The following is a 17,957-nucleotide window of genomic DNA, read 5'->3' as shown; positions in this document are numbered from 1 at the left end:
CGAGCTCGTCGCGACCGGGACGTCGGCCGTCGCACGCCCCCTGCCCCGTCCCCGTGATCGTCAACCGCGGACTCACCCGGAGGAGTCGGAGCGGACCCTAGGGTCTCGCCCATGGGGAGCGTGCACGCCGCCGATCCGTTCGGCACGGCGGAGCTGCGCCGCCGGGTGCTGGCCGCCTGGACCGACTCCCCGGCGCGCTTCCGCGAGGACGCGAACGCCGAAGAAGACCTGGTCCGGGGCGGGTACCGCGACCGGCTGCTGGTCGAGCTCGCCCAGAACGCCGCCGACGCCGCCGCGCGGGCGGGGGAGCCGGGCCGGCTGCGCCTGACGCTCACCGGAGGAGTCGCGCCGGAGCTGCGCGCGGCGAACACCGGTGCCCCGCTGGACGCCGCCGGGGTCGAGGGCCTGGCGACGCTGCGGGCCTCGGGCAAGCGCGACGACGCCGGGACCGTCGGCCGGTTCGGCGTCGGCTTCGCCGCGGTGCTGGCGGTGACCGAGGACCCCACCCTCCTCTCGACGACCGGCGCCGTCCGGTTCAGCGCGGCCCGCACCCGCGCCGCCGTGGCCGGCGTGCCCGACCTCGCCGCCGAGCTGGCCGCCCGCGACGGCGCCGTCCCGGTGCTGCGGCTGCCCGAGCCGGCCGCCGGCGCCCCGGCCGGCGGCTTCGCCACCGAGGTGGTGCTGCCGCTGCGACCGGGCACCCGGGACGACGTCGCCGCGGCGCTGGCCGCCCTGACCGCCGAGCTGCTGCTCGCCCTGCCGGCGCTGCGCTCGATCGAGGTGGAGGCCGACGGCGTCGGCCGGGTGCTCACCCGCGACGGCGCACCACCCCGGGTGCGGCTCGGCGACGGCGAGGCGACGACGACGTGGGCGGTCGCGACGGCGGCCGGCGAGCTGCCCGAGGAGCTCGTCGCGCACCGCGCGGTGGAGGAGCGCGCCCGGCGGAGCTGGACGGTCACCTGGGCCGTGCCGGTCGACGACGACGGCCGTCCCGTCCCGCTCCCGGACGGCCAGGTGGTGCACGCGCCGACGCCGTCGGACGAGCCGCTGTCCCTGCCGCTGCGGCTGATCGCTCCGTTCCCGCTCGGCCCCGACCGGCGGCACGTGCTGCCCGGCCCGGTGACCGACCTGCTCGTGGCCGAGGCGGCCCGGTGCTTCGCCGCGCTGGTGCGCGAGCTGCCGGCGGACCCCTCGGTGCTCCCGCTGCTGCCGCGCCCGCGCTGGGCCGGAGCGCCGCTGGACGCCGCGCTCGACCGGGCGGTGGTCGACCGGCTGTCGGTCACCGAGTGGCTCCCGGTCGCGGGGGAGGAGGGGCGCCGGGCGCCGATCGGTGCGGTGGTGCTCGACGACGCGCCCGAGCAGCGGGTGGCCGCGCTCACCGGCGTCCTTCCCGGGTTGCTGCCGGCCGCCTGGTCGCGGCGGACCGATGCCCCCGTGCTCGGCGCGCTCGGCGTCCGGCGGGTCGGCGTGGCCGAGGCGGTCGACGCGGTCCGCGGCGTGCAGCGGCCGGCCGCCTGGTGGGCGCGGCTGTACGCCGCGCTGGACGGGGCCGACCGGGAGGAGCTCGGGGCGCTGCCGGTACCGCTGGCCGACGGGCGGACCGCGCACGGACCGGCGGGCGTGCTGCTGCCCGACGAGGGGCTGCCCGCCGCCCGGCTCGCCCCGCTGGGCCTGCGGCTGGCCGACCCCGAGGCCGTCGGGACGCCGGAGGCCCGGCGACCGCTGGAGCGGCTGGGCGCGCGGCCGGCGACGGCGGCCGCGGTGCTGGCGGACCCGACGGTGCGGGCCGTCGTGGAGGGCTCGCTGGAGGCGGTCGAGGACGGCGGGCCGGAGCCGGCCGACCTCGCCGACGCGATGCTCGCGCTGGTCGCGGCCGCCGGACCCGCGGCGGACGGGTCGACCTGGCTGGCCGAGCTCGCGCTGCCCGACGCCGACGGCGGCTGGGCGCCGGCGGGGGAGCTGCTGCTGCCCGGATCCCCCCTGGCCGACGTCCTCGAGCCGGGTGCGCTGGGCGTGCTCGACCCCGCGTTCGCCGCGGCGGCCGACGTCGACGTCCTGCGCCGGATCGGGGTGCTGGACACGTTCGCGCTCGTGACCGCCGACGACCCGGACGGGCTCGACGCCGACGCCGCCGAGGAGTGGGCCGACGCCGTCCTCGACCGGCTGCCCGCGGGCGCGCCGCCGCCGGAGTGGCCGGCGCTCACCGCCGTCCGCGACCTGGAGCTGGTGGCCGACTGGCCGGGCGCGCTCCGGCTGCTGGCCGCGCTGCCCGCTGCCGCCTGGGACGACGTGCTGCTCGACGGGACGGCGGTGCCGGGCTACCTCCGGTGGTGGCTCGCCACCCACCCGGTGCTCGACGGGCGCCGCCCCGATCGGCTGAGAGCACCGGGACCAGGCCCGTTACAGGGACTGTACGAACCGGCCGACATCGCGCCGGAGCTGCTCGCGCTGCTGCGCCCGCCCGCGACGCTCGACGACGTGCTGGCCGACGTCGACGGCGCGATCGACCTGCTGCGCCGGCTGGGCGACCCCTCGCGCACCGTTCGGCTGGGCGTGCTCGCGACGGTCTACGCCCGGCTCGCCGAGGTGCTCGACGGGCTGGAGGTCGATCCGCCGGAGCGGGTGCGCGCGGCCCCGGACCGCGTCGTCGACGACGCCGTCGTCCTCGACGCCCCGTGGTTGCAGCCACTGGTGCGAACCGCCGTCGTCCCCGGCGGCGGGCGGCCCGGATCCGTCGCGGACCTGCTCGACCTCCCGCTGGCCTCGGAGGAGGTGCGCGGCACGCCGACCGGGCGGCCCGGTACCGCCCGGCGCTGGGCGGAGCTGCCCGGCGCCGGCCTGGCTGCCACCCGGCTCGGGCTGGACGAGCTGACCGGTGAGGTGGTGGTCGACGAGCGGCTCGCCGTCGGCGGCACGCCGGTGCCGTGGTGGCCGGGGGAGCCGGACCGGGTGGACGGGACGCCGGGGGCGCTCGGCCGCGCGCTGGCCTGGCGGGCGGGGCGCTGGGAGCTGCGTCAGGCGCTGGCGGAAGCGTTCGCGCACCCCGATCGCGTCCTCGACCTGGCGGCCGAGGACGCGATCGGCTGAGCCGTGCGGGTCACTGACCCCAGCGCGGGATGGCGGTGGCTCCGGGCGCGTGCCCGTGCGTCGACGGCCGGCTGCCGCGCCCGGAGCGCGGCGCACCGGCGGCCGGTGCACGCGACGTCCGGGTCCAGCAGTCGAACAGCGAGCGCCACTGCGGAGCGGTGAGCGCCGTCGGCCGGGCGGTCGGCGGCAGCCCCTCGTGCCGCAGCCACTGCACCCCGGCGGTGCCGGGCAGCTGGGCGCGGAGCAGCGGCCCCAGGGGAGCCGACGGCGACGCCAGCACGGCGTGGGCCAGCCGGTCGAAGGCGGCGGTCTCGGACTCGGGCAGGCCGGCGCGGGCGTCGGCCGCGGGGCCCTCGGGGAGCGGATTCGGACGTGACACGGGATACCTCCAGGCGAGGCGGTGCAGAGGGGCCGCGGGCAGCAGAGGGCCCGGCGGGCGAGGAGAGGGCGCGAGGGCCCGGATCTCAGGAGGAGGTGCGCAGCCGCACGACGTACCGCATGACCGGGACCCTACGAACGGGTCGCGGCGCCGTCGAGCGATTTACCGCGAGGAGTCCTCGGTGCCGGCCTGCTGGGCCTGCTGGGCCTGGTGCGCCTCCCAGCGGCGGCGGTCCCGCTCGCGGGCGCCGGCGTTCTGCTCCCACTTCTCCTTGCGCCGGAGGGCCCGCTCCTGCTCCCGCTCCTCGAAGGTGGAGTGCTCGTCCCAGCCGCGGGCGGCGAGGGCCATGCCGAGCACGGTCAGCAGCACCACGGTCACGGCCACGGCGATGATCGCGTCGAGGACGACGAAGGCGACGGCGGACAGGACGACCGCTCCGACCGCTCCGAGGACCGGTCCGGGGCTCCACCGTCCGCGCGCAGGCTCTGTCGTCACGCGCCCAGTATCCGCGCCGTCCCGGTGTACTGCCGCGGCCCCTTGCCAGGCGAGGGGTGGTGCTCTTACGGTGGGGCGGCGGTTCAACAGCAAGCCGTTCCCTTCGCGGTACGGATCTGTCGCGTCGCTCGTTCCGGGCACGATCGATCGGCTTCCCCTGGGGTTCCAGGCATCAATCGCCGAGAGGCTTCCCGTGGCCGCACTCTTCGCCGACTCGTCGGCTTCCCACCTGGTCAGCATCGATGTCGTCGCGCACGGCCCCGCCGTGCAGGTGACCGCCGCCGGCGAGATCGACTCCTCCTCGGCCCCTGTGCTCGAGCAGCGCCTCGAGGCCGTGCTCGCCGCCGAGCTCGAGCGGCTGACCATCGATCTGCGCGGCGTGAGCTTCCTCGACTCCGCCGGGCTCTGCGTCCTCGCGGCGGCGCACAAGCGCGCGGGGGAGAAGCAGGTCGCCCTGCGCGTGCTGGCCTCCTCCCGCGCGGTCATCCGGCCGCTCCAGATCACCGGCCTGTGGCAGTTGCTCGGCGCCGAGCAGGTCGCGGCTGTGTCCGACGACGCGAGCGTCGCCTGACCGGAGGAGGGTGCGTGCGCGCGCCCGTGTGCCGCGGGGCACACTTCTCCTGACGTGCGGCGGCCGTTCCAGGGGCCGTGGACGCGGACCTACCCCAGGAGGAACCCCGTGCGAGATGCGGTCATCTGCGAGCCCCTGCGGACCCCGGTCGGCGGCTTCGGCGGCTCGTTGCGCGACGTGCCCGTGCAGGAGCTCGCGGCGACGGTCATCCGTGCGCTGATCGAGCGCACCGGCATCCCCCCGGAGTCCGTCGAGGACATCCTGCTGGGCAACTGCTACCCGACGATGGACGCACCGGCCATCGGCCGCGTCGCCGGCCTGAACGCCGGCCTGCCGGTCACCGCCTCCGGGCTGCAGATCGACCGGCGCTGCGGCTCCGGGCTCCAGGCCGTCGTCAACGCCGCGATGCAGGTGCAGTCCGGCGCTTCCGACCTGGTCCTCGCCGGTGGCGCGGAGTCGATGAGCAACGCGCCCTTCTACTCGACGGCGATGCGCTGGGGCGTCCGGGCCGGCACCGGCGTGCTGCTCGAGGACGGTCTGGTGCGCGGCCGGGTCACCGCGGGCGGCACGAACCACCCGGTGCCCGGCGGCATGATCGAGACCGCGGAGAACCTGCGCCGCGAGTACGAGATCGGCCGCGGGGAGCAGGACGAGTACGCGGTGCGCAGCCACCAGCGCGCCGCCGCAGCCGTCGAGGCCGGCCGGTTCGCCGACGAGATCGTCCCCGTGACGGTGAAGGGCCGGAAGGGCGACACCGTGGTCGACCGGGACGAGCACATCCGCCCCGACGCGAACGTCGAGACCCTCGCCCGGCTGCGTCCGATCATGGGCAAGCAGGACGACGAGGCGACCGTCACCGCCGGCAACGCCAGCGGTCAGAACGACGGCGCCGCTCTCTGCATCGTGACCACGCCCGAGAAGGCGGCCGAGCTGGGGCTGCGCCCGCTGGCGAAGCTCGTCTCGTGGAGCGTCGCCGGCGTCCCGCCGCGGACCATGGGCATCGGCCCGGTCCCGGCGACGGCGAAGGCGCTCGCGATCGCCGGCCTGAGCCTCGCCGAGATCGACCTCATCGAGCTCAACGAGGCCTTCGCGAGCCAGGTGCTCGCCGTGGCCCGCGAGTGGGAGTTCACCGAGAAGGACTGGGAGCGCACCAACGTCAACGGCTCCGGCATCTCGCTGGGCCACCCGGTCGGCGCGACCGGCGGCCGGATCCTCGCCACGCTGCTGCGCGAGATGGACCGCCGCGAGGCCCGCTATGGCCTGGAGACGATGTGCATCGGCGGCGGGCAGGGCCTGGCCGCGGTGTTCGAGCGCGTGGCGTGAACGCCCGCACACCCACCACCACGACGAACGGGAGCAACGGATGAGCAAGGTCGCCATCGTCACCGGCGCAGCGCGCGGCATCGGGGCAGCCACCGCACAGCGGCTGGCCCAGGACGGCTTCGCCGTCGCGGTGCTGGACCTCAAGGCCGAGGACTGCGCCGACACCGTCGCCGCGATCGAGTCGGCCGGTGGCCGCGCGATGGCCGTCGGCGCGGATGTCAGCGACGCGGAGCAGGTCCAGGCCGCCGTCGACCGCATCGCCGCGGAGCTCGGCCCGCCGGTCGTGCTGGTCAACAACGCCGGCGTCACCCGCGACAACCTGCTGTTCAAGATGAGCGACGCCGACTGGGACGTCGTCATGAACGTGCACCTGCGCGGCTCGTTCCTCATGACCCGCGCCGCCCAGAAGCACATGATCGAGGCCAAGTGGGGCCGGATCGTCAACCTGTCGAGCGTCTCGGCGCTCGGCAACCGCGGCCAGGCCAACTACTCGACGGCGAAGGCGGGCCTGCAGGGCTTCACCAAGACCCTGGCCATCGAGCTCGGCAAGTTCGGCGTCACCGCCAACGCGATCGCGCCCGGCTTCATCGTCACCGACATGACGCGGGCCACCGCCGAGCGGATCGGCGAGGAGTGGGAGCCCTACGTGGCCAAGCGCGCCGCGGCGATCCCGGTCGCCCGGGCCGGTCAGCCCGAGGACATCGCGCACACCGTCTCGTTCTTCGTCAGCGAGGGTGCGGGCTTCATCTCGGGCCAGGTCATCTACGCCGCCGGCGGCCCGCGGACCTGACCGTCAGGGGCGGGGCCAGTCGCGCGCGAGAGCGCGGTCGACGGCCTCGCCCCGGCGGCGCACGTCCTCGGCCGTCCAGCCGACCGGGAGGTCGTCGCGGTACTGGGCGACCAGCAGGTCCCGCTCGCGGCGGACGGCGTCCTGCTGCGCCGATGCCCGGGTGTGCCACCCGACCTCGGAGAGCAGGGCGAACAGCCGGTCGGCGACGCCCGGATCGGTCCCGCCGTAGGCGCGTGGCTGGGTGACCGCCTGGGACAGCAGGGTCTCGAAGTCCCAGGACGGCGCCAGCAGCCGCAGCTCCCCGTCGTCGTCGGCGACCCGCCGGTGCCACGTCGTGCGCTGCGCGACCAGGCCGAGCAGGTCCGAGACGTGCGAGAGCGCGTGGACGGCGGTCGTCGGGTCGTTGATGCCGGGCGACAGTGCCCGGGCCGCGATGTCCACCAGCTTCCGGAGGCCGTAGCTGGGATCGCCGCGGTCGGCCCGCTCGTAGCCCACGACGAGGGCGCCGGCGAGCGCGTCCTCGAGCGCCTCCGTCGACGGATCGCCGCCGGGACCATCGCGCCACGCCCAGGCGACCGGGACGCCGGCGAGCACGGACTCGCCCGGGCGCGGGATCAGCCGCAGCACGACACCGGCATCCCTCGCCGCCGCGAGCAGGGGCGCCTCGGTCACCTGCACCAGGAAGCCGCTGTGCCGGGCGCACAGCGGCCAGGCGTCGGCCGGTACCGGGGGCAGGTCGGTGTCCGGCTGCTCGTCGTCGGCCTGCTCCCGCGTCAGTCGGCCCAGGGTGGCGCCGGCCTCCACGTGGACGTCGCGCAGCATCGTCTCGACGCGCAGCTGCCGGCTCTGGTGGCTGAGGAAGGCGACCAGCGCCCCGACCGAGACCAGCGTCAGGAGCAGCGCCACGGTCACCGAGAGCCGGGGGACGAACGACGCGTCCTCCGACTCGTCGGCCGAGCGGACGCTGCGCAGCACGACGAGGGCGAAGACGAACGTGCCGAGCAGGATGCCGAGGCAGCTCTGCACCACTCGGTCGCGCACGAACGTCTGCAGCAGCCGCGGCGAGTACTGGCTGCTGGCCAGCTGCAGCGTCACGATGGTGAGCGAGAACAGCAGCGTGGTCACGGAGATCAGCGACGTGGCGATCGCGGACAGCACGGTCCGGGCGGCGGACGGGCCACCGCTGAACACGAACGTCAGTGGTTCGCCCGGCCCCTCCTGCAGGTGCCGGTCCACCTCCGGCAGCCCCAGCGCCAGCGCGATCGCCAGGAGCACCGCCGCGGCCGGCACCGGCCAGAGCGCGCCGCCCAGGGCCCGCCGGGCGGTGTGCAGCCGGCCGCCGCGCGCGCGGGTGCCCGCGTTCCGGCTCACGAGGAGGGGTCCCGGTCGGGGTAGCGGGCGCGGGCGAGGGCGTAGACCCCGAACGCGGCGAACCCGATCGCGACCCCGGCCAGCAGCCACGGGCCGGCGCCCACGCCGGCGATCGCCGTCATGGCCCCGTCCAGCCCGGTGGCGTCGGTGACGTCGGCCGAGGTGGCCGCGCGCCACAGCAGGACGCCGACCAGGCCGAACGCGATCCCCTTCGCGACGTAGCCGATCCGGCCGAGCCCCTCGATGACCGGCTCCCAGCGATCGGGGGCGGCGGGCAGGTCGACGTCCTTCATGAAGCCGCCGGTGAACCCGCGGACCAGCGTGTACAGGCCGACGGCGACCACCCCGGCCGCGACCAGGCCGACCGCCGCTGCACCGCCGGGGATCTCCAGCGCGTCGTCGGTGAGCTGGGGTAGCCGCTCGTCGGCCTGGTACTCCAGCCCGAGGGCGAACAGCAGCGCGGTGACGCCGAAGAAGCCGTACACCCCGCCCTTGGCCAGGCACTTGGTGCACACCACCGCGGCCCGCCGGCGGTGCGCGGGGTCGAGCAGCCCGCGCCACCACAGCAGCACCTCGGCCGCCTGCCACAGCCCGAGGCAGAGCAGCCCCAGGCCGATGACCCACAGCAGCGTGCGGCCGCCCGGACCGGCGCCGACGGTCTGCAGCGCGCCGGTCTGGTCGGCGTCCGCGCCCCGCAGCCCGAGCGCCATCCGGGCGGCGAGGAACGCGATGAGCAGGTGCATCGCGCCGTAGGCGATCAGCCCGACGCGGGCCAGGTGCCGGAGCGCCGGATGGTCGGTGACCTCGCGGGCCTGCTCGACGGCGGCGTGCACCCGGTCGAGCAGCACGCGGGGGGAGGTCACCAGTTGATCGTGCGGGACGTCGGTCAGGTGCGCTCGGGGTAGCGGGCGCGGACGAACAGGTAGGCGCCGAACGCGGCGATGCCGAGCGCGACCAGCGTCAGCAGGAACCGGCCGAACGGCGCCTCGAGGATGGTCCGCAGCGCGCCGTCCAGGCCGCTCGCCTTGGCCGGGTCGAAGGTGACCGCCGCCCAGACGAGCAGCCCGCCCAGGACGCCGAGGGCGACGCCCTTCCCGGGGTAGCCGACCTGGCCGAGCCGGGTCACCAGCCGGGTGGCCGATGCCGGCGCCGAGGCGAGGTCGATCTCCTTGAGGAAGTGCTTCGTGACGCCCTTGTAGACGTGGTAGATCCCGACGCCGACGACGACGAGCCCCGCGGCCCCCACGAGCCACCGGCCCCCGGGCCAGCCGAAGACACCGGCCACCGTCTGCTGCTGGGAGCCACCCCCGCCGCTGCTCCCGGTGGCGACGCGGAAGGCCAGCACGGCGAGCGCGGCGTAGATGATGGCCTTGGCGACGGCCTTGCCGGACCTCTTCACGGCGGTGTTGCGGGTGTCTCCCGAGGCCGACCAGCCGGACCGCCAGCGCAGCACCTCGAGGGCCTGCCAGACGGCGAGCGCGATCAGGCCGATCGCGACGACCCAGAGCAGCGGCTTGCCGATCGGCGACTCGGCCAGGGTGGCCAGCGCGCCGCTCTCGTTGGCCGACTCGCCGCCGCCGCCGGCGCCCCACGCAAGCTGCAGGGCCAGCCACGCCAGGACCAGGTGGATCACTCCGTAGGACACCAGGCCGACGCGCGCCAGGTTCTCGAGTCCGTCGCCGTCGGCGGCGCCCAGGGCGCCACCGGTCGAACGCTGCCCGCTCATCAGGACTCCAGTCGGTGGGAGAAGATCAACCGGCTCAGCGTGGCACGCGGACGGCCACGGTGCCTGCCGTCGTCCCCCGTCGGTGAGGGACACTGGCTGCGTGGCGAACGCTGGAACCGTCCTGACCGCTCAGCCGACCCCCGAGGTCGCCCGTCGTGCGTGGCCGCAGTGGCTCGCGCTGGGCGGCGCGATGCTCGTCGTCGCGGCGGTGTCGATCGTGTGGTCCGACGGCGGCGCCCGGCTGCTGCTCGGCGCGCTGGGCCTCTTCCTCGCCGTCCGCGGCGGGGTGCTCCTCCGGAACGCGTCGGGCCTGGACGGCGAGCTGTCCGGCCGCGCCCGCACGCTCGGCTCGGCCGCGGCCGGTGCCGGCGTCGTCGCGCTGGCCGTCGCGCTGGTCCCCGGCGGAGCGGCGGCCCGCGTGCTGCTGGTCGGCGTGCCGGTGGTCCTGCTGGCCGGCGCGCTGGCGCTGCTGACCCGCACCGGTGCCGCCCGGCGCGGCGGTTCGGTGCTGCTCGGAGTCGGCGTGGTCGTCACCGCCCTGCTGGTGGCCCGCGGGCTCGACCAGGACTGGGCCCGGGCGGCCGACGCCGCCACCGTCGTCGCCGCGGTGCTGGTCGCCCTGCTGGCGGTGCCGGTGCTGGTCAGCGCGGCCAACCTGCGGACCGTCGCCGCGCAGCCCGCGCCCGCGCCCGCCCCGGCCGGTGGCGGCTGCGGCGGCTGCGCCTGCGGCGCCGGGGGCTGCGGCTCCTGAGCTCCGCTCCGGGGGTGCGCGCTAGGCGCGCGGCTCGAGGCCGGCCAGCTCGGCCGGCAGCTCGCCCGGGTGCAGGACACCGAGCCGCTGGGTCGCGCGGGTGAGGACGACGTAGAGGTCGTTCCAGCCGCGCACGCCCTCCGCGACGATCGCGGCCGGGTCGACCACGAGCACCGAGTCGAACTCCAGGCCCTTGGCCCCCTCCGGGGGCAGCACCACCGGGGCGTCGGCGCGGTCGGGGTCGGCCTGCAGGCGCGCGGCCACCGCGTCGGCCACCGCGTCGAGCCGGCTGCGCGGGACGAGCACCCCGAGGGTGCCCTCCTCCTTGGCGAACTCCAGCGCGGCCTCGGCCACGGCATCGGCCAGCTCCGCGTCGGCGACCCGCTGCCCCCACGGCTGCACCCCGGTGGAGCGCACCGAGGTCGCGGCCGCGGTCGGTGCGCCGGTGGCGGCCAGCACGCCGGCGGCGACGGCCATGATCTCGCTCGGCGTGCGGTAGTTGACGGTGAGCTCGGCCAGCTGCCAGGTGCGGCCCAGGTGCGGGTCCAGCACCTGCGCCCAGCTGGTCGCGCCGGCCAGGGTGCTGGTCTGGGCGACGTCGCCGACCACGGTCATCGACCGGGTGGGGCAGCGGCGCAGCAGCAGCCGCCACGCCATCGCCGACAGCTCCTGGGCCTCGTCGACGATGATGTGCCCGTAGGTCCAGGTGCGGTCGGCCGACGCCCGCTCGGCGGTGCTGCGGTAGTCGACCTCCTCCTGCCGCTCGGCCAGCCCCTCGGCGTCGAGCAGGTCGCCGGCGAGCAGCTCCTCGGCCTCGTCCTCGGTCTCGGCGTCGGTGGAGCGCGAGCCGTGCAGCAAGTCCAGGGTCTCCTGGGCGTCCCGCAGCCGGCGCTGGCGGTCGCGCTCCTCGGCCCGGCGCTGCGCGGACTCGTCGATGCCGAGCAGCTCGTCGATCTCCTCCAGCAGCGGCACGTCGGCCGGCGTCCAGGGCGCGGACGGCGGGCGCTGCAGCAGCGTGCGCTCGTCCTCGGTCAGCTGGGGCGCCACCGCGTCGAGCTGCCGGCGCGAGGCGAACAGGTCGCGGAGCACCCGCTCGGCGGTGAGCCGGGGCCACAGCCGGTCGATCAGGCCGTGCACCGCGGGCTCGGCGGAGACCTCGCGGCGCAGCGCGGCGACGTCGGCCGCGTCGAGCAGGTTGGCCCCGCCGAGCACGTTCTCGCCGAGCTTGTCGGCGTACTTGCGGGCCAGCACCTCGATCACGGTGCGCCCGGCCGCCGGCCGGGCCTCGTTGTGCACCCGCGAGGCCGACCGCGCCCGGCTGCGGACGCGGGCGGCGTCGGCCTTGGTGAAGCGCAGCGGGATGCCGTCGATCTCGATCTCGGCCGGGCGGTCGAGCACCGCCTGGCGCTGCTTCACCGCCGCGGCGACGACGTCGGCCATGACCAGGCGGCCCTTGACCTCGGCGACCTCCGGCCGCTCCGGCGCGTGCGCCTGCAGGCCCGGGCGCAGCCCGCCGACGTCGGCCAGGACGACGCCGGTCTCGCCGAGGGAGGGCAGCACGTCGGCGATGTAGCGCAGGAACGTGGGGGAGGGGCCGACGACGAGCAGCCCGCTGCGGGCCAGCCGCTCGCGGTGGGTGTACAGCAGGTAGGCGGCCCGGTGCAGGGCGACGGCGGTCTTGCCGGTGCCCGGCCCGCCCTGCACGACCAGGACGCCACGGACGTCGGCGCGGATGATCCGGTCCTGCTCGGCCTGGATGGTCCGGACGATGTCGGTCATCCGGCCGGTGCGCGACGCGTTGAGCGCGGCGAGCAGCACCGACTCGCCGGCCAGCCCGCCGCGGTCGGTCGTGCCGCCGTCGAGGGCGGCCGCGCTGATGTCGAGGGTCTCGTCGGCGACGCTCACCACGGTGCGGCCGCGGGTGCGGATGTGCCGGCGGCGGCGCACGCCCTCGTCGTGCAGCGGCGTCGCCGTGTAGAACGGCCGGGCGGCCGGGGCGCGCCAGTCGATGAGCAGCGGCTCCTCGGCGCCGTCGGCGAACAGCCCGATCCGTCCGATGTACCGGGGCGTGTCCGACTCGTGCCGGTCCAGCCGGCCGAAGACCAGGCCGTGCTCCGCGGCGTCCAGGGCGACGATCCGGTGGGTGTGCAGCTCGACGGCGGCCTCGCGCTCGCCGACGGCCTGCGGGTTGTGCGGCACCATCGCCAGCGCGTCGTCGAGCCGGCCGACGCTGCGCGCCCGCACCTCGTCCAGCCGATCGAACAGCGCGGTCACGTAGGGCTGTTCCGCGGCGATCCCGGCGTCGGGGGCGTCCGCGGCTCGAGCTGTCGACAAGAGTGCCGCTTTCGGTCGGAGATGCAGTGGATCCCCGCGAGGGGCGCCGGTCGGGGCGGCCGCCCATTATGCGCGCGCGGGATCAGCTGCCGAGGTAGGCGACCAACCGCTCGGCGAGCTCGGCCGGGCGGCTCAGCGCGACCAGGTGCCCGCCGGGCAGCTCGTCCACCGGGAGCCCGAGCCGGTCGGCCGCGACCCGTCGCTGGAACGCGAGCGGGAAGAAGCGGTCGTCCCGCCCGGCCAGCACGCGGGTGGGCACGGCGGGCCACCGGTCGAGGGGCCACGGGTCGTCGAACGGGCGGCCGGACTGCTCGAACGGCTCGGCCTGCACCGCGGCGGCGACGTCGGGTGGGACGTCGGCGAAGAAGGCCTCGGTGGGATCGCCCGGATCGGCGTGTCCCGTGGCCGCCCACCACGCGCCGCCGGTCTCGCCGGGGCGCGGCACCATCGCGTTGAGCAGCACCAGCAGGCGGACCGGCAGCCGGTCGCACACCAGCGGCGCGGTCAGGCCACCCATCGACTGCGCGACCAGCACCAGCGGCGCGGGATCCGCGCCGAGCGAGGCCCGGACAGCGCCCACGACGGCGTCGGCGTAGGCGGCGAGCCCGGCGTCCGGGTCCGCGGCCGGCAGGTCGACGGCCAGGCCGCGGTGCCCCCGGCGCGCCAGCTCGGGCACCAGCCGCTGCCAGTACGAGGCGTTCCCGCCGGCGCCCGGGACCAGCACGAAGGTCGTCACGGGGAAGGAGACCACGGCGGGTGAGCCAACTCATCGGGCCTCGGGCGAAAGGCAACTCCGCGGACACCTCCACGACATCCGGGCTGCCTAGCGTCGTAGCCGTCCGCGAGGAAGGAGACCCCATGACCACCAGCACCCTCGAGCGGCCGGATGTCCGGACCGCTCCCGACGACGCGCACCACGCCACCTGGACGTGCGAGAACTGTCGGACCGAGACCCGCGCCGTCCGCAAGCGGTGCACCGACTGCGGCACGTCCCGCTACTGAGACCTCACGCGGCGGGCGGCTCCCCCCGGAGCCGCACGACGGCCGCGCGGTAGCGGCCGGCCCCGACCAGCCGCCAGGCCCACCGCCGCCGCCGGGACAGGCCGTCGAGCAGGCGGGCGCGGTCACCGGCGCAGGAGTCCTCGAGCGCGAGGCCGAGCACGAGCCGCCGTTCGCGGCGGGTCAGCCGGCACGAGGCGGTTGCGGCGACGGCGGACCAGCGTGCGGCGTCGAGGTGCGCGTCGAGCAGGGGGAGGAGGACGCGCTCCTCGTCGGCGGTGTGCGCCTCGACGGCGCCGGCGAGCCGGAGGCAGGCTCCCGCCAGGGCGTCGCGGGCCGCGGCCGTGCCGGTCACCTCCCACTGGCGGGCGGCGGTGGCGAGGCCGCGCACGGCGGAGTCGATGCCGGCGGCACGGGTCGTCCAGTCGGCGATCGCGTCGTGCAGCGCCGTCCCGGCCCGCCCCGGGACGGCGTCCAGCAGGGCCGGCCACAGGGCCTCGCGCTCGAGCCGGTGGTGGGCCAGCAGCAGCCGGGAGACGAGGTCGGCGTGCTGGGTGAGCGCCCGGGTGCGTCCGGGCTCGGCCGGGGGAGCCCACGACAGCAGCTCGGCGAGCAGCCTCAGCTCGCGGCGCACCAGCCGGTGCAGCACCCGCTGGTAGGCGGCGGCGCGGCCGCCGGGCACGGGGACCGTTCCGGCGAGGCCGGACGGGGCGGGGCCGACCGGGCCGTCGGCGGGCGCGCGCGGCACCGGGAGGACGGAGGTGGCGGTACCGGCGTGGACAGCGGTCATGCGGGACCTCGCGGGAGGCTCGGGCCGGGGCCCCGGGTGGCTCCGGTGCACGACGCGGCGAGAGTAGGGCCGGTCGGCACCGCGGGGACAGGGACTTCCGGAACGCGTCGGTCGGCCGGGCCGAGCGCGCCGGTGCGCGGCATCCGTCCGTGCCCGGAGGCTGACCCGCGGTGACCCCCTGGTCGGGTCGCGGGGCGCAGACACGCCCGGCCTCCTCCCTTAGGGTTCAGCGCGTGGGGAACGTGCTGCAGCGGAACTGCGTGCGTCTCGGTGGGACACCGGACGGACGGCCGATGATGTTCGCCCACGGGTTCGGCTGCGACCAGGAGATGTGGCGCTTCGTCGTCCCGGCGTTCGAGGACGACCACCGGATCGTGCTGTTCGACCACGTCGGGGCCGGCCACTCCGACCTCTCCGCCTACGACCACGCCGCCTACGACTCGCTGCGCCGCTACGCCGACGACGTCGTCGAGATCTGCCGCGAACTCGACCTCCGCGACGTCGTGTTCGTCGGGCACTCGGTGAGCGCGATGATCGGCGTCCTGGCGCTGCAGTCGGCTCCCGAGCACTTCGGGGCGCTGGTGATGATCGGCCCCAGCCCCCGGTACGTCGACGACGGCGACTACACCGGCGGGTTCAGCCGCACCGACATCGCCGGCCTGCTCGACGCCCTGGACGCCAACCACCTGGGGTGGTCGGCGCAGATGGCGCCGGTGATCATGGGGGTGCCCGACCACCCGGAGAGGGCCGCGGAGCTCACCAACAGCTTCTGCCGCACCGATCCCGACATCACCCGGCACTTCGCCCGCGTGACGTTCCTGTCGGACAACCGCGCCGACCTGGCGGGCGTCGACGTCCCGACGCTCGTGCTGCAGTGCAGCGAGGACGTCATCGCGCTCGAGGTGGTCGGCCGCTACGTGCACGAGCACATCCCCGGCAGCACGTTCACCCAGCTCGCCGCGACCGGCCACTGCCCGCACCTGAGCGCGCCGGAGGAGACGGCCGCCGCGATCCGGGCGTTCCTCCCGGGGTGACCGTGTCCAGGCTGCGGTCCGCCGGGGCGCCGGACCCCGACGAGTTCGGCCGACTGGACCGGCTGCTCGACGACGACCCCGCCGACCTCTACGAGAACGCCCCCATGGGCTACCTGTCGGCGGTGCCGGACGGCCGGATCGTCAAGGTCAACCGCACGTTCTGCGGCTGGATCGGCCGGTCGGCCGACGAGGTGCTGGGGGTGCGCTTCCAGGACCTGCTGAGCATGGGCGGGCGGGTCTACTACGAGACCCACCTGGTGCCGCTGCTGCGCATGCAGGGCGCCGTGCGCGAGATCGCGCTGGACCTCGTCCGGGCCGACGGGACGGCGCTGGCCTGTCTGGCCAACGCCGTCGAGCTCCGGGACGACGACGGCGCACCGCTGCTCATCCGGGCGACGCTCTTCGAGGCCACCGCCCGCCGTCGCTACGAGCGCGAGCTGCTGGCCGCGCAGCAGGTGGCGGAGGAGTCGGAGCTGCGCTCGCTGACCCTGCAGCAGGTGGTGTCCGACCTGGCCGCCGCGGTCTCGGTCGAGGACGTCGCCTCGGTCATCGTGGAGCGCAGCTGCGAGGCCCTGCTGGCGCGCGGCGCCGCGCTCGTGCTGGTCGAGGCCGATCCGCACGACCCCGAGGCGCTGCCCGACCTGCGGCCGGTGCGGGCCGAGGGGCTGCCCGAGAACCTGCTGCAGGAGCTGCGCGACGCCGCGGGCAGCCGGCTCGCGGTGGAGCTGACCCGCGGCGTGCGGTCGATCGCGCTGACCGAGCAGCTGCGGGCCGACCAGCCCTCGCTGTCGGCGGCCCTGGCCGCGGCGGCGTTGTCGGAGCTGGTGATCGTGCCGGTGACCGCCGACGGCCGCGGGCTGGGCGTGCTGGTCCTCGCGCTCGGCAACGCGCAGGGTGACCTGATCAGCCTGGACGAGCCGGGGGGCAGTCGGGAGCTCACCACGGCCGACGTCAACCTGCTCTGGACGATCGGCCGGCAGGCGGGGCAGGCGGTGGAGCGGGCCCGGCTGCACGAGCAGACGGCGCGGCAGGCAGGGCGGGCGGCGTTCCTGCTGGAGGCGGCCCGGCTGCTCGCCGAGGCCGCCGACGTGACGGAGACCGCGGACCGGCTGGCCGGGCTGGTCGTGACGCGGCTGGCCGACCTCTGCGTCGTCGACCTGGACACCGAGGAGGGGCTGATCCGGCCCGCGGTGCGGCACCGCGACCCCGCGCGGGCTCGAGTGGTCGACGAGCTGCGCAGCCGGCACCTGCCCCGGCGGTCCGCCAGGCACCCGAGCGCCCGGGCCCTGCTGAGCGGGGGCACCGAGTGGGTCCGCACGGTCGACGACGAGTTCCTGCGGGCGGTCGCGGTCGACGACGAGCACCTCGAGGCAGCGCGGGCGCTGGACCTGGCCGCGGTCGTGGCGGTGCCGCTGACCGCCGAGGGGCGCCACCTGGGCGTGCTGACCGTCGCCACCGACCGGGAGCGCGGGCCGTTCACCGTCGCCGACGTGGAGGTGGTCGAGCAGCTCGCCCTGCAGCTCGGGCTGGTGGTGGCGCGGGCGCAGCGCTTCGACCTCGCCGTCCGCACGTCGCACGCGCTGCAGGACAACCTGCTGCCGCCAGCGCCCCCCGCGCTCGAGGGGCTGGGGATCGCGGTCCGCTACCTGGCCGCCACCCGCGGAGTGGACGTGGGCGGGGACTTCTACGACGTCATCCGGATGCCGGGTGGCGAGATCGGGCTGGCGGTCGGCGACGTCGTCGGCCACGACATCACCGCCGCCGCGACGATGGGCCAGCTGCGCAGCGTCTACCGGGCGCTGCTGGCCGACGGCCCGGCGCCCGGCGCGGTGATCGAACGGCTGCAGACCGGCTGGCCGCTGCTCGGCCTGCAGCGCATGGCGACCGCGCTGTTCGCCACCCTGGACCCGGCGTCGGGCCGGCTCCGGATCGCCTCGGCCGGGCACCCGCCGCCGGTGCTGCTGGTCGGCGGCGAGGCCTCGTTCCTGCCGGTGCCGCCCAGCCGGATGCTGGGCGCCCCGCCGTCGGTCGCCGACGAGTGGATCGGGGTGCTGCCCGAGGGGGCCAGCCTCGTCCTGTTCACCGACGGCCTGGTGGAGAGCCGCTCGGCCGACATCGACGAGGGGTTCGCCCTGCTGCTGGCCGCCGTCGCCTCGGCCGGGACGTCGGATCCGGGCGCGCTCTGCGACCACCTGCTGGCCGAACTCACCGGGCCGCACCGCGCCGACGACATCGCCCTGCTGGTCCTGACCCGGGTCTGACGCGTCCGCGCTGGGATCAGGTGACCTGATCATCGAGCGTCCTCCC

At 76.3% G+C, this 17,957-nt stretch carries 16 protein-coding genes; 8 read left to right on the top strand and 8 right to left on the bottom strand.

Annotation, left to right across the window (positions count from 1 at the left end):
• Window positions 1-111 precede the first annotated feature (111 nt).
• Window positions 112-3,087 (top strand): sacsin N-terminal ATP-binding-like domain-containing protein, encoded by a 2,976-nt coding sequence (locus CRP29_RS15160; protein WP_097195883.1) that lies wholly within the window; start codon window positions 112-114, stop codon window positions 3,085-3,087.
• Between the two features lie 10 nt (window positions 3,088-3,097).
• On the opposite strand, the gene CRP29_RS22825 is transcribed toward CRP29_RS15160, so the two are convergent.
• Both CRP29_RS22825 and CRP29_RS22820 read right to left on the bottom strand, forming a co-directional pair.
• Complete coding sequence (locus CRP29_RS22825) at window positions 3,098-3,466, bottom strand: hypothetical protein (RefSeq protein ID WP_101541100.1); 369 nt, start codon at window positions 3,464-3,466, stop codon at window positions 3,098-3,100.
• A gap of 162 nt (window positions 3,467-3,628) precedes the next feature.
• Entirely contained in the window at window positions 3,629-3,961 is a 333-nt protein-coding gene (locus tag CRP29_RS22820; protein WP_176522989.1) for a hypothetical protein, read from the bottom strand.
• A gap of 193 nt (window positions 3,962-4,154) precedes the next feature.
• Here CRP29_RS22820 and CRP29_RS22815 point away from each other — a divergent pair, with 193 nt between their 5' ends.
• From CRP29_RS22815 to fabG, 3 genes are all read left to right on the top strand, one after another.
• Window positions 4,155-4,532: an STAS domain-containing protein gene (locus CRP29_RS22815; protein WP_176522988.1), complete on the top strand. Its 378-nt coding sequence runs from the start codon at window positions 4,155-4,157 to the stop codon at window positions 4,530-4,532.
• Between the two features lie 108 nt (window positions 4,533-4,640).
• Window positions 4,641-5,855 (top strand): acetyl-CoA C-acetyltransferase, encoded by a 1,215-nt coding sequence (locus tag CRP29_RS15150; protein WP_097195881.1) that lies wholly within the window; start codon window positions 4,641-4,643, stop codon window positions 5,853-5,855.
• 40 nt (window positions 5,856-5,895) lie between these two features.
• Window positions 5,896-6,645 carry a 3-oxoacyl-ACP reductase FabG gene (fabG, locus tag CRP29_RS15145; RefSeq protein ID WP_097195880.1) on the top strand — a complete coding sequence of 250 codons (750 nt, stop codon included), beginning with the start codon at window positions 5,896-5,898 and terminating at the stop codon, window positions 6,643-6,645.
• Window positions 6,646-6,648: 3 nt separating this feature from the next.
• Here the strand turns inward: fabG and CRP29_RS15140 are convergent, their stop codons facing one another.
• Genes CRP29_RS15140 through CRP29_RS15130 form a run of 3 tightly spaced genes read right to left on the bottom strand, consistent with a single transcriptional unit; the run spans window position 6,649 to window position 9,742 of the window.
• Window positions 6,649-8,016 (bottom strand): DUF2254 domain-containing protein, encoded by a 1,368-nt coding sequence (locus tag CRP29_RS15140; RefSeq protein ID WP_097195879.1) that lies wholly within the window; start codon window positions 8,014-8,016, stop codon window positions 6,649-6,651.
• On the bottom strand, window positions 8,013-8,879 hold the full coding sequence (locus tag CRP29_RS15135) for a DUF1206 domain-containing protein (protein WP_097195878.1): 867 nt from the start codon (window positions 8,877-8,879) through the stop codon (window positions 8,013-8,015). Before CRP29_RS15135 ends, CRP29_RS15140 begins: the two co-directional genes overlap by 4 nt.
• Window positions 8,880-8,902: 23 nt before the next feature.
• Window positions 8,903-9,742, bottom strand: coding sequence for a DUF1206 domain-containing protein (locus CRP29_RS15130; protein WP_097195877.1), 840 nt, complete (start codon window positions 9,740-9,742; stop codon window positions 8,903-8,905).
• A gap of 100 nt (window positions 9,743-9,842) precedes the next feature.
• Between CRP29_RS15130 and CRP29_RS15125 the strand changes: the two genes are divergently transcribed.
• The gene (locus CRP29_RS15125; protein ID WP_097195876.1) at window positions 9,843-10,493 is read left to right on the top strand and encodes a hypothetical protein; all 651 of its coding nucleotides are present in this window, start codon (window positions 9,843-9,845) and stop codon (window positions 10,491-10,493) included.
• A 21-nt stretch (window positions 10,494-10,514) separates the two neighbouring features.
• Here CRP29_RS15125 and CRP29_RS15120 read toward each other — a convergent pair whose 3' ends face one another.
• Window positions 10,515-12,827 carry a helicase domain-containing protein gene (locus CRP29_RS15120; protein ID WP_176522987.1) on the bottom strand — a complete coding sequence of 771 codons (2,313 nt, stop codon included), beginning with the start codon at window positions 12,825-12,827 and terminating at the stop codon, window positions 10,515-10,517.
• 82 nt (window positions 12,828-12,909) lie between these two features.
• Window positions 12,910-13,578 (bottom strand): alpha/beta fold hydrolase, encoded by a 669-nt coding sequence (locus CRP29_RS15115; RefSeq protein WP_245852837.1) that lies wholly within the window; start codon window positions 13,576-13,578, stop codon window positions 12,910-12,912.
• A gap of 107 nt (window positions 13,579-13,685) precedes the next feature.
• Here CRP29_RS15115 and CRP29_RS22810 point away from each other — a divergent pair, with 107 nt between their 5' ends.
• Complete coding sequence (locus tag CRP29_RS22810; protein WP_176522986.1) at window positions 13,686-13,829, top strand: hypothetical protein; 144 nt, start codon at window positions 13,686-13,688, stop codon at window positions 13,827-13,829.
• A 4-nt stretch (window positions 13,830-13,833) separates the two neighbouring features.
• Here CRP29_RS22810 and CRP29_RS15110 read toward each other — a convergent pair whose 3' ends face one another.
• On the bottom strand, window positions 13,834-14,616 hold the full coding sequence (locus CRP29_RS15110; protein ID WP_097195875.1) for a hemerythrin domain-containing protein: 783 nt from the start codon (window positions 14,614-14,616) through the stop codon (window positions 13,834-13,836).
• Window positions 14,617-14,849: 233 nt separating this feature from the next.
• On the opposite strand from CRP29_RS15110, the gene CRP29_RS15105 reads away from it, so the two are divergent.
• A complete protein-coding gene (locus tag CRP29_RS15105; RefSeq protein ID WP_245852836.1) occupies window positions 14,850-15,650 on the top strand; it encodes an alpha/beta fold hydrolase in 801 nt (266 codons plus the stop codon).
• Window positions 15,647-17,911: a SpoIIE family protein phosphatase gene (locus CRP29_RS15100; RefSeq protein ID WP_245852835.1), complete on the top strand. Its 2,265-nt coding sequence runs from the start codon at window positions 15,647-15,649 to the stop codon at window positions 17,909-17,911. The genes CRP29_RS15105 and CRP29_RS15100 overlap by 4 nt, the downstream gene beginning before the upstream one ends.
• Window positions 17,912-17,957 lie beyond the last annotated feature (46 nt).

The organism is Blastococcus aggregatus, from assembly GCF_900221005.1.
Lineage (GTDB): Bacteria > Actinomycetota > Actinomycetes > Mycobacteriales > Geodermatophilaceae > Blastococcus > Blastococcus aggregatus.
Note: the sequence above shows the minus strand (reverse complement) of the source record. Positions and strands in the feature narration are given on the sequence as shown.

Excerpts from the sequence above, each read along its gene's own strand:
- CRP29_RS15160 (WP_097195883.1), top strand. The coding sequence starts at position 112 with ATGGGGAGCGTGCACGCCGCCGATCCGTTCGGCACGGCGGAGCTGCGC.
- fabG (WP_097195880.1), top strand. The coding sequence starts at position 5,896 with ATGAGCAAGGTCGCCATCGTCACCGGCGCAGCGCGCGGCATCGGGGCA.
- CRP29_RS15130 (WP_097195877.1), bottom strand. The coding sequence starts at position 9,742 with ATGAGCGGGCAGCGTTCGACCGGTGGCGCCCTGGGCGCCGCCGACGGC.
- CRP29_RS22810 (WP_176522986.1), top strand. The coding sequence starts at position 13,686 with ATGACCACCAGCACCCTCGAGCGGCCGGATGTCCGGACCGCTCCCGAC.
- CRP29_RS15110 (WP_097195875.1), bottom strand. The coding sequence starts at position 14,616 with ATGACCGCTGTCCACGCCGGTACCGCCACCTCCGTCCTCCCGGTGCCG.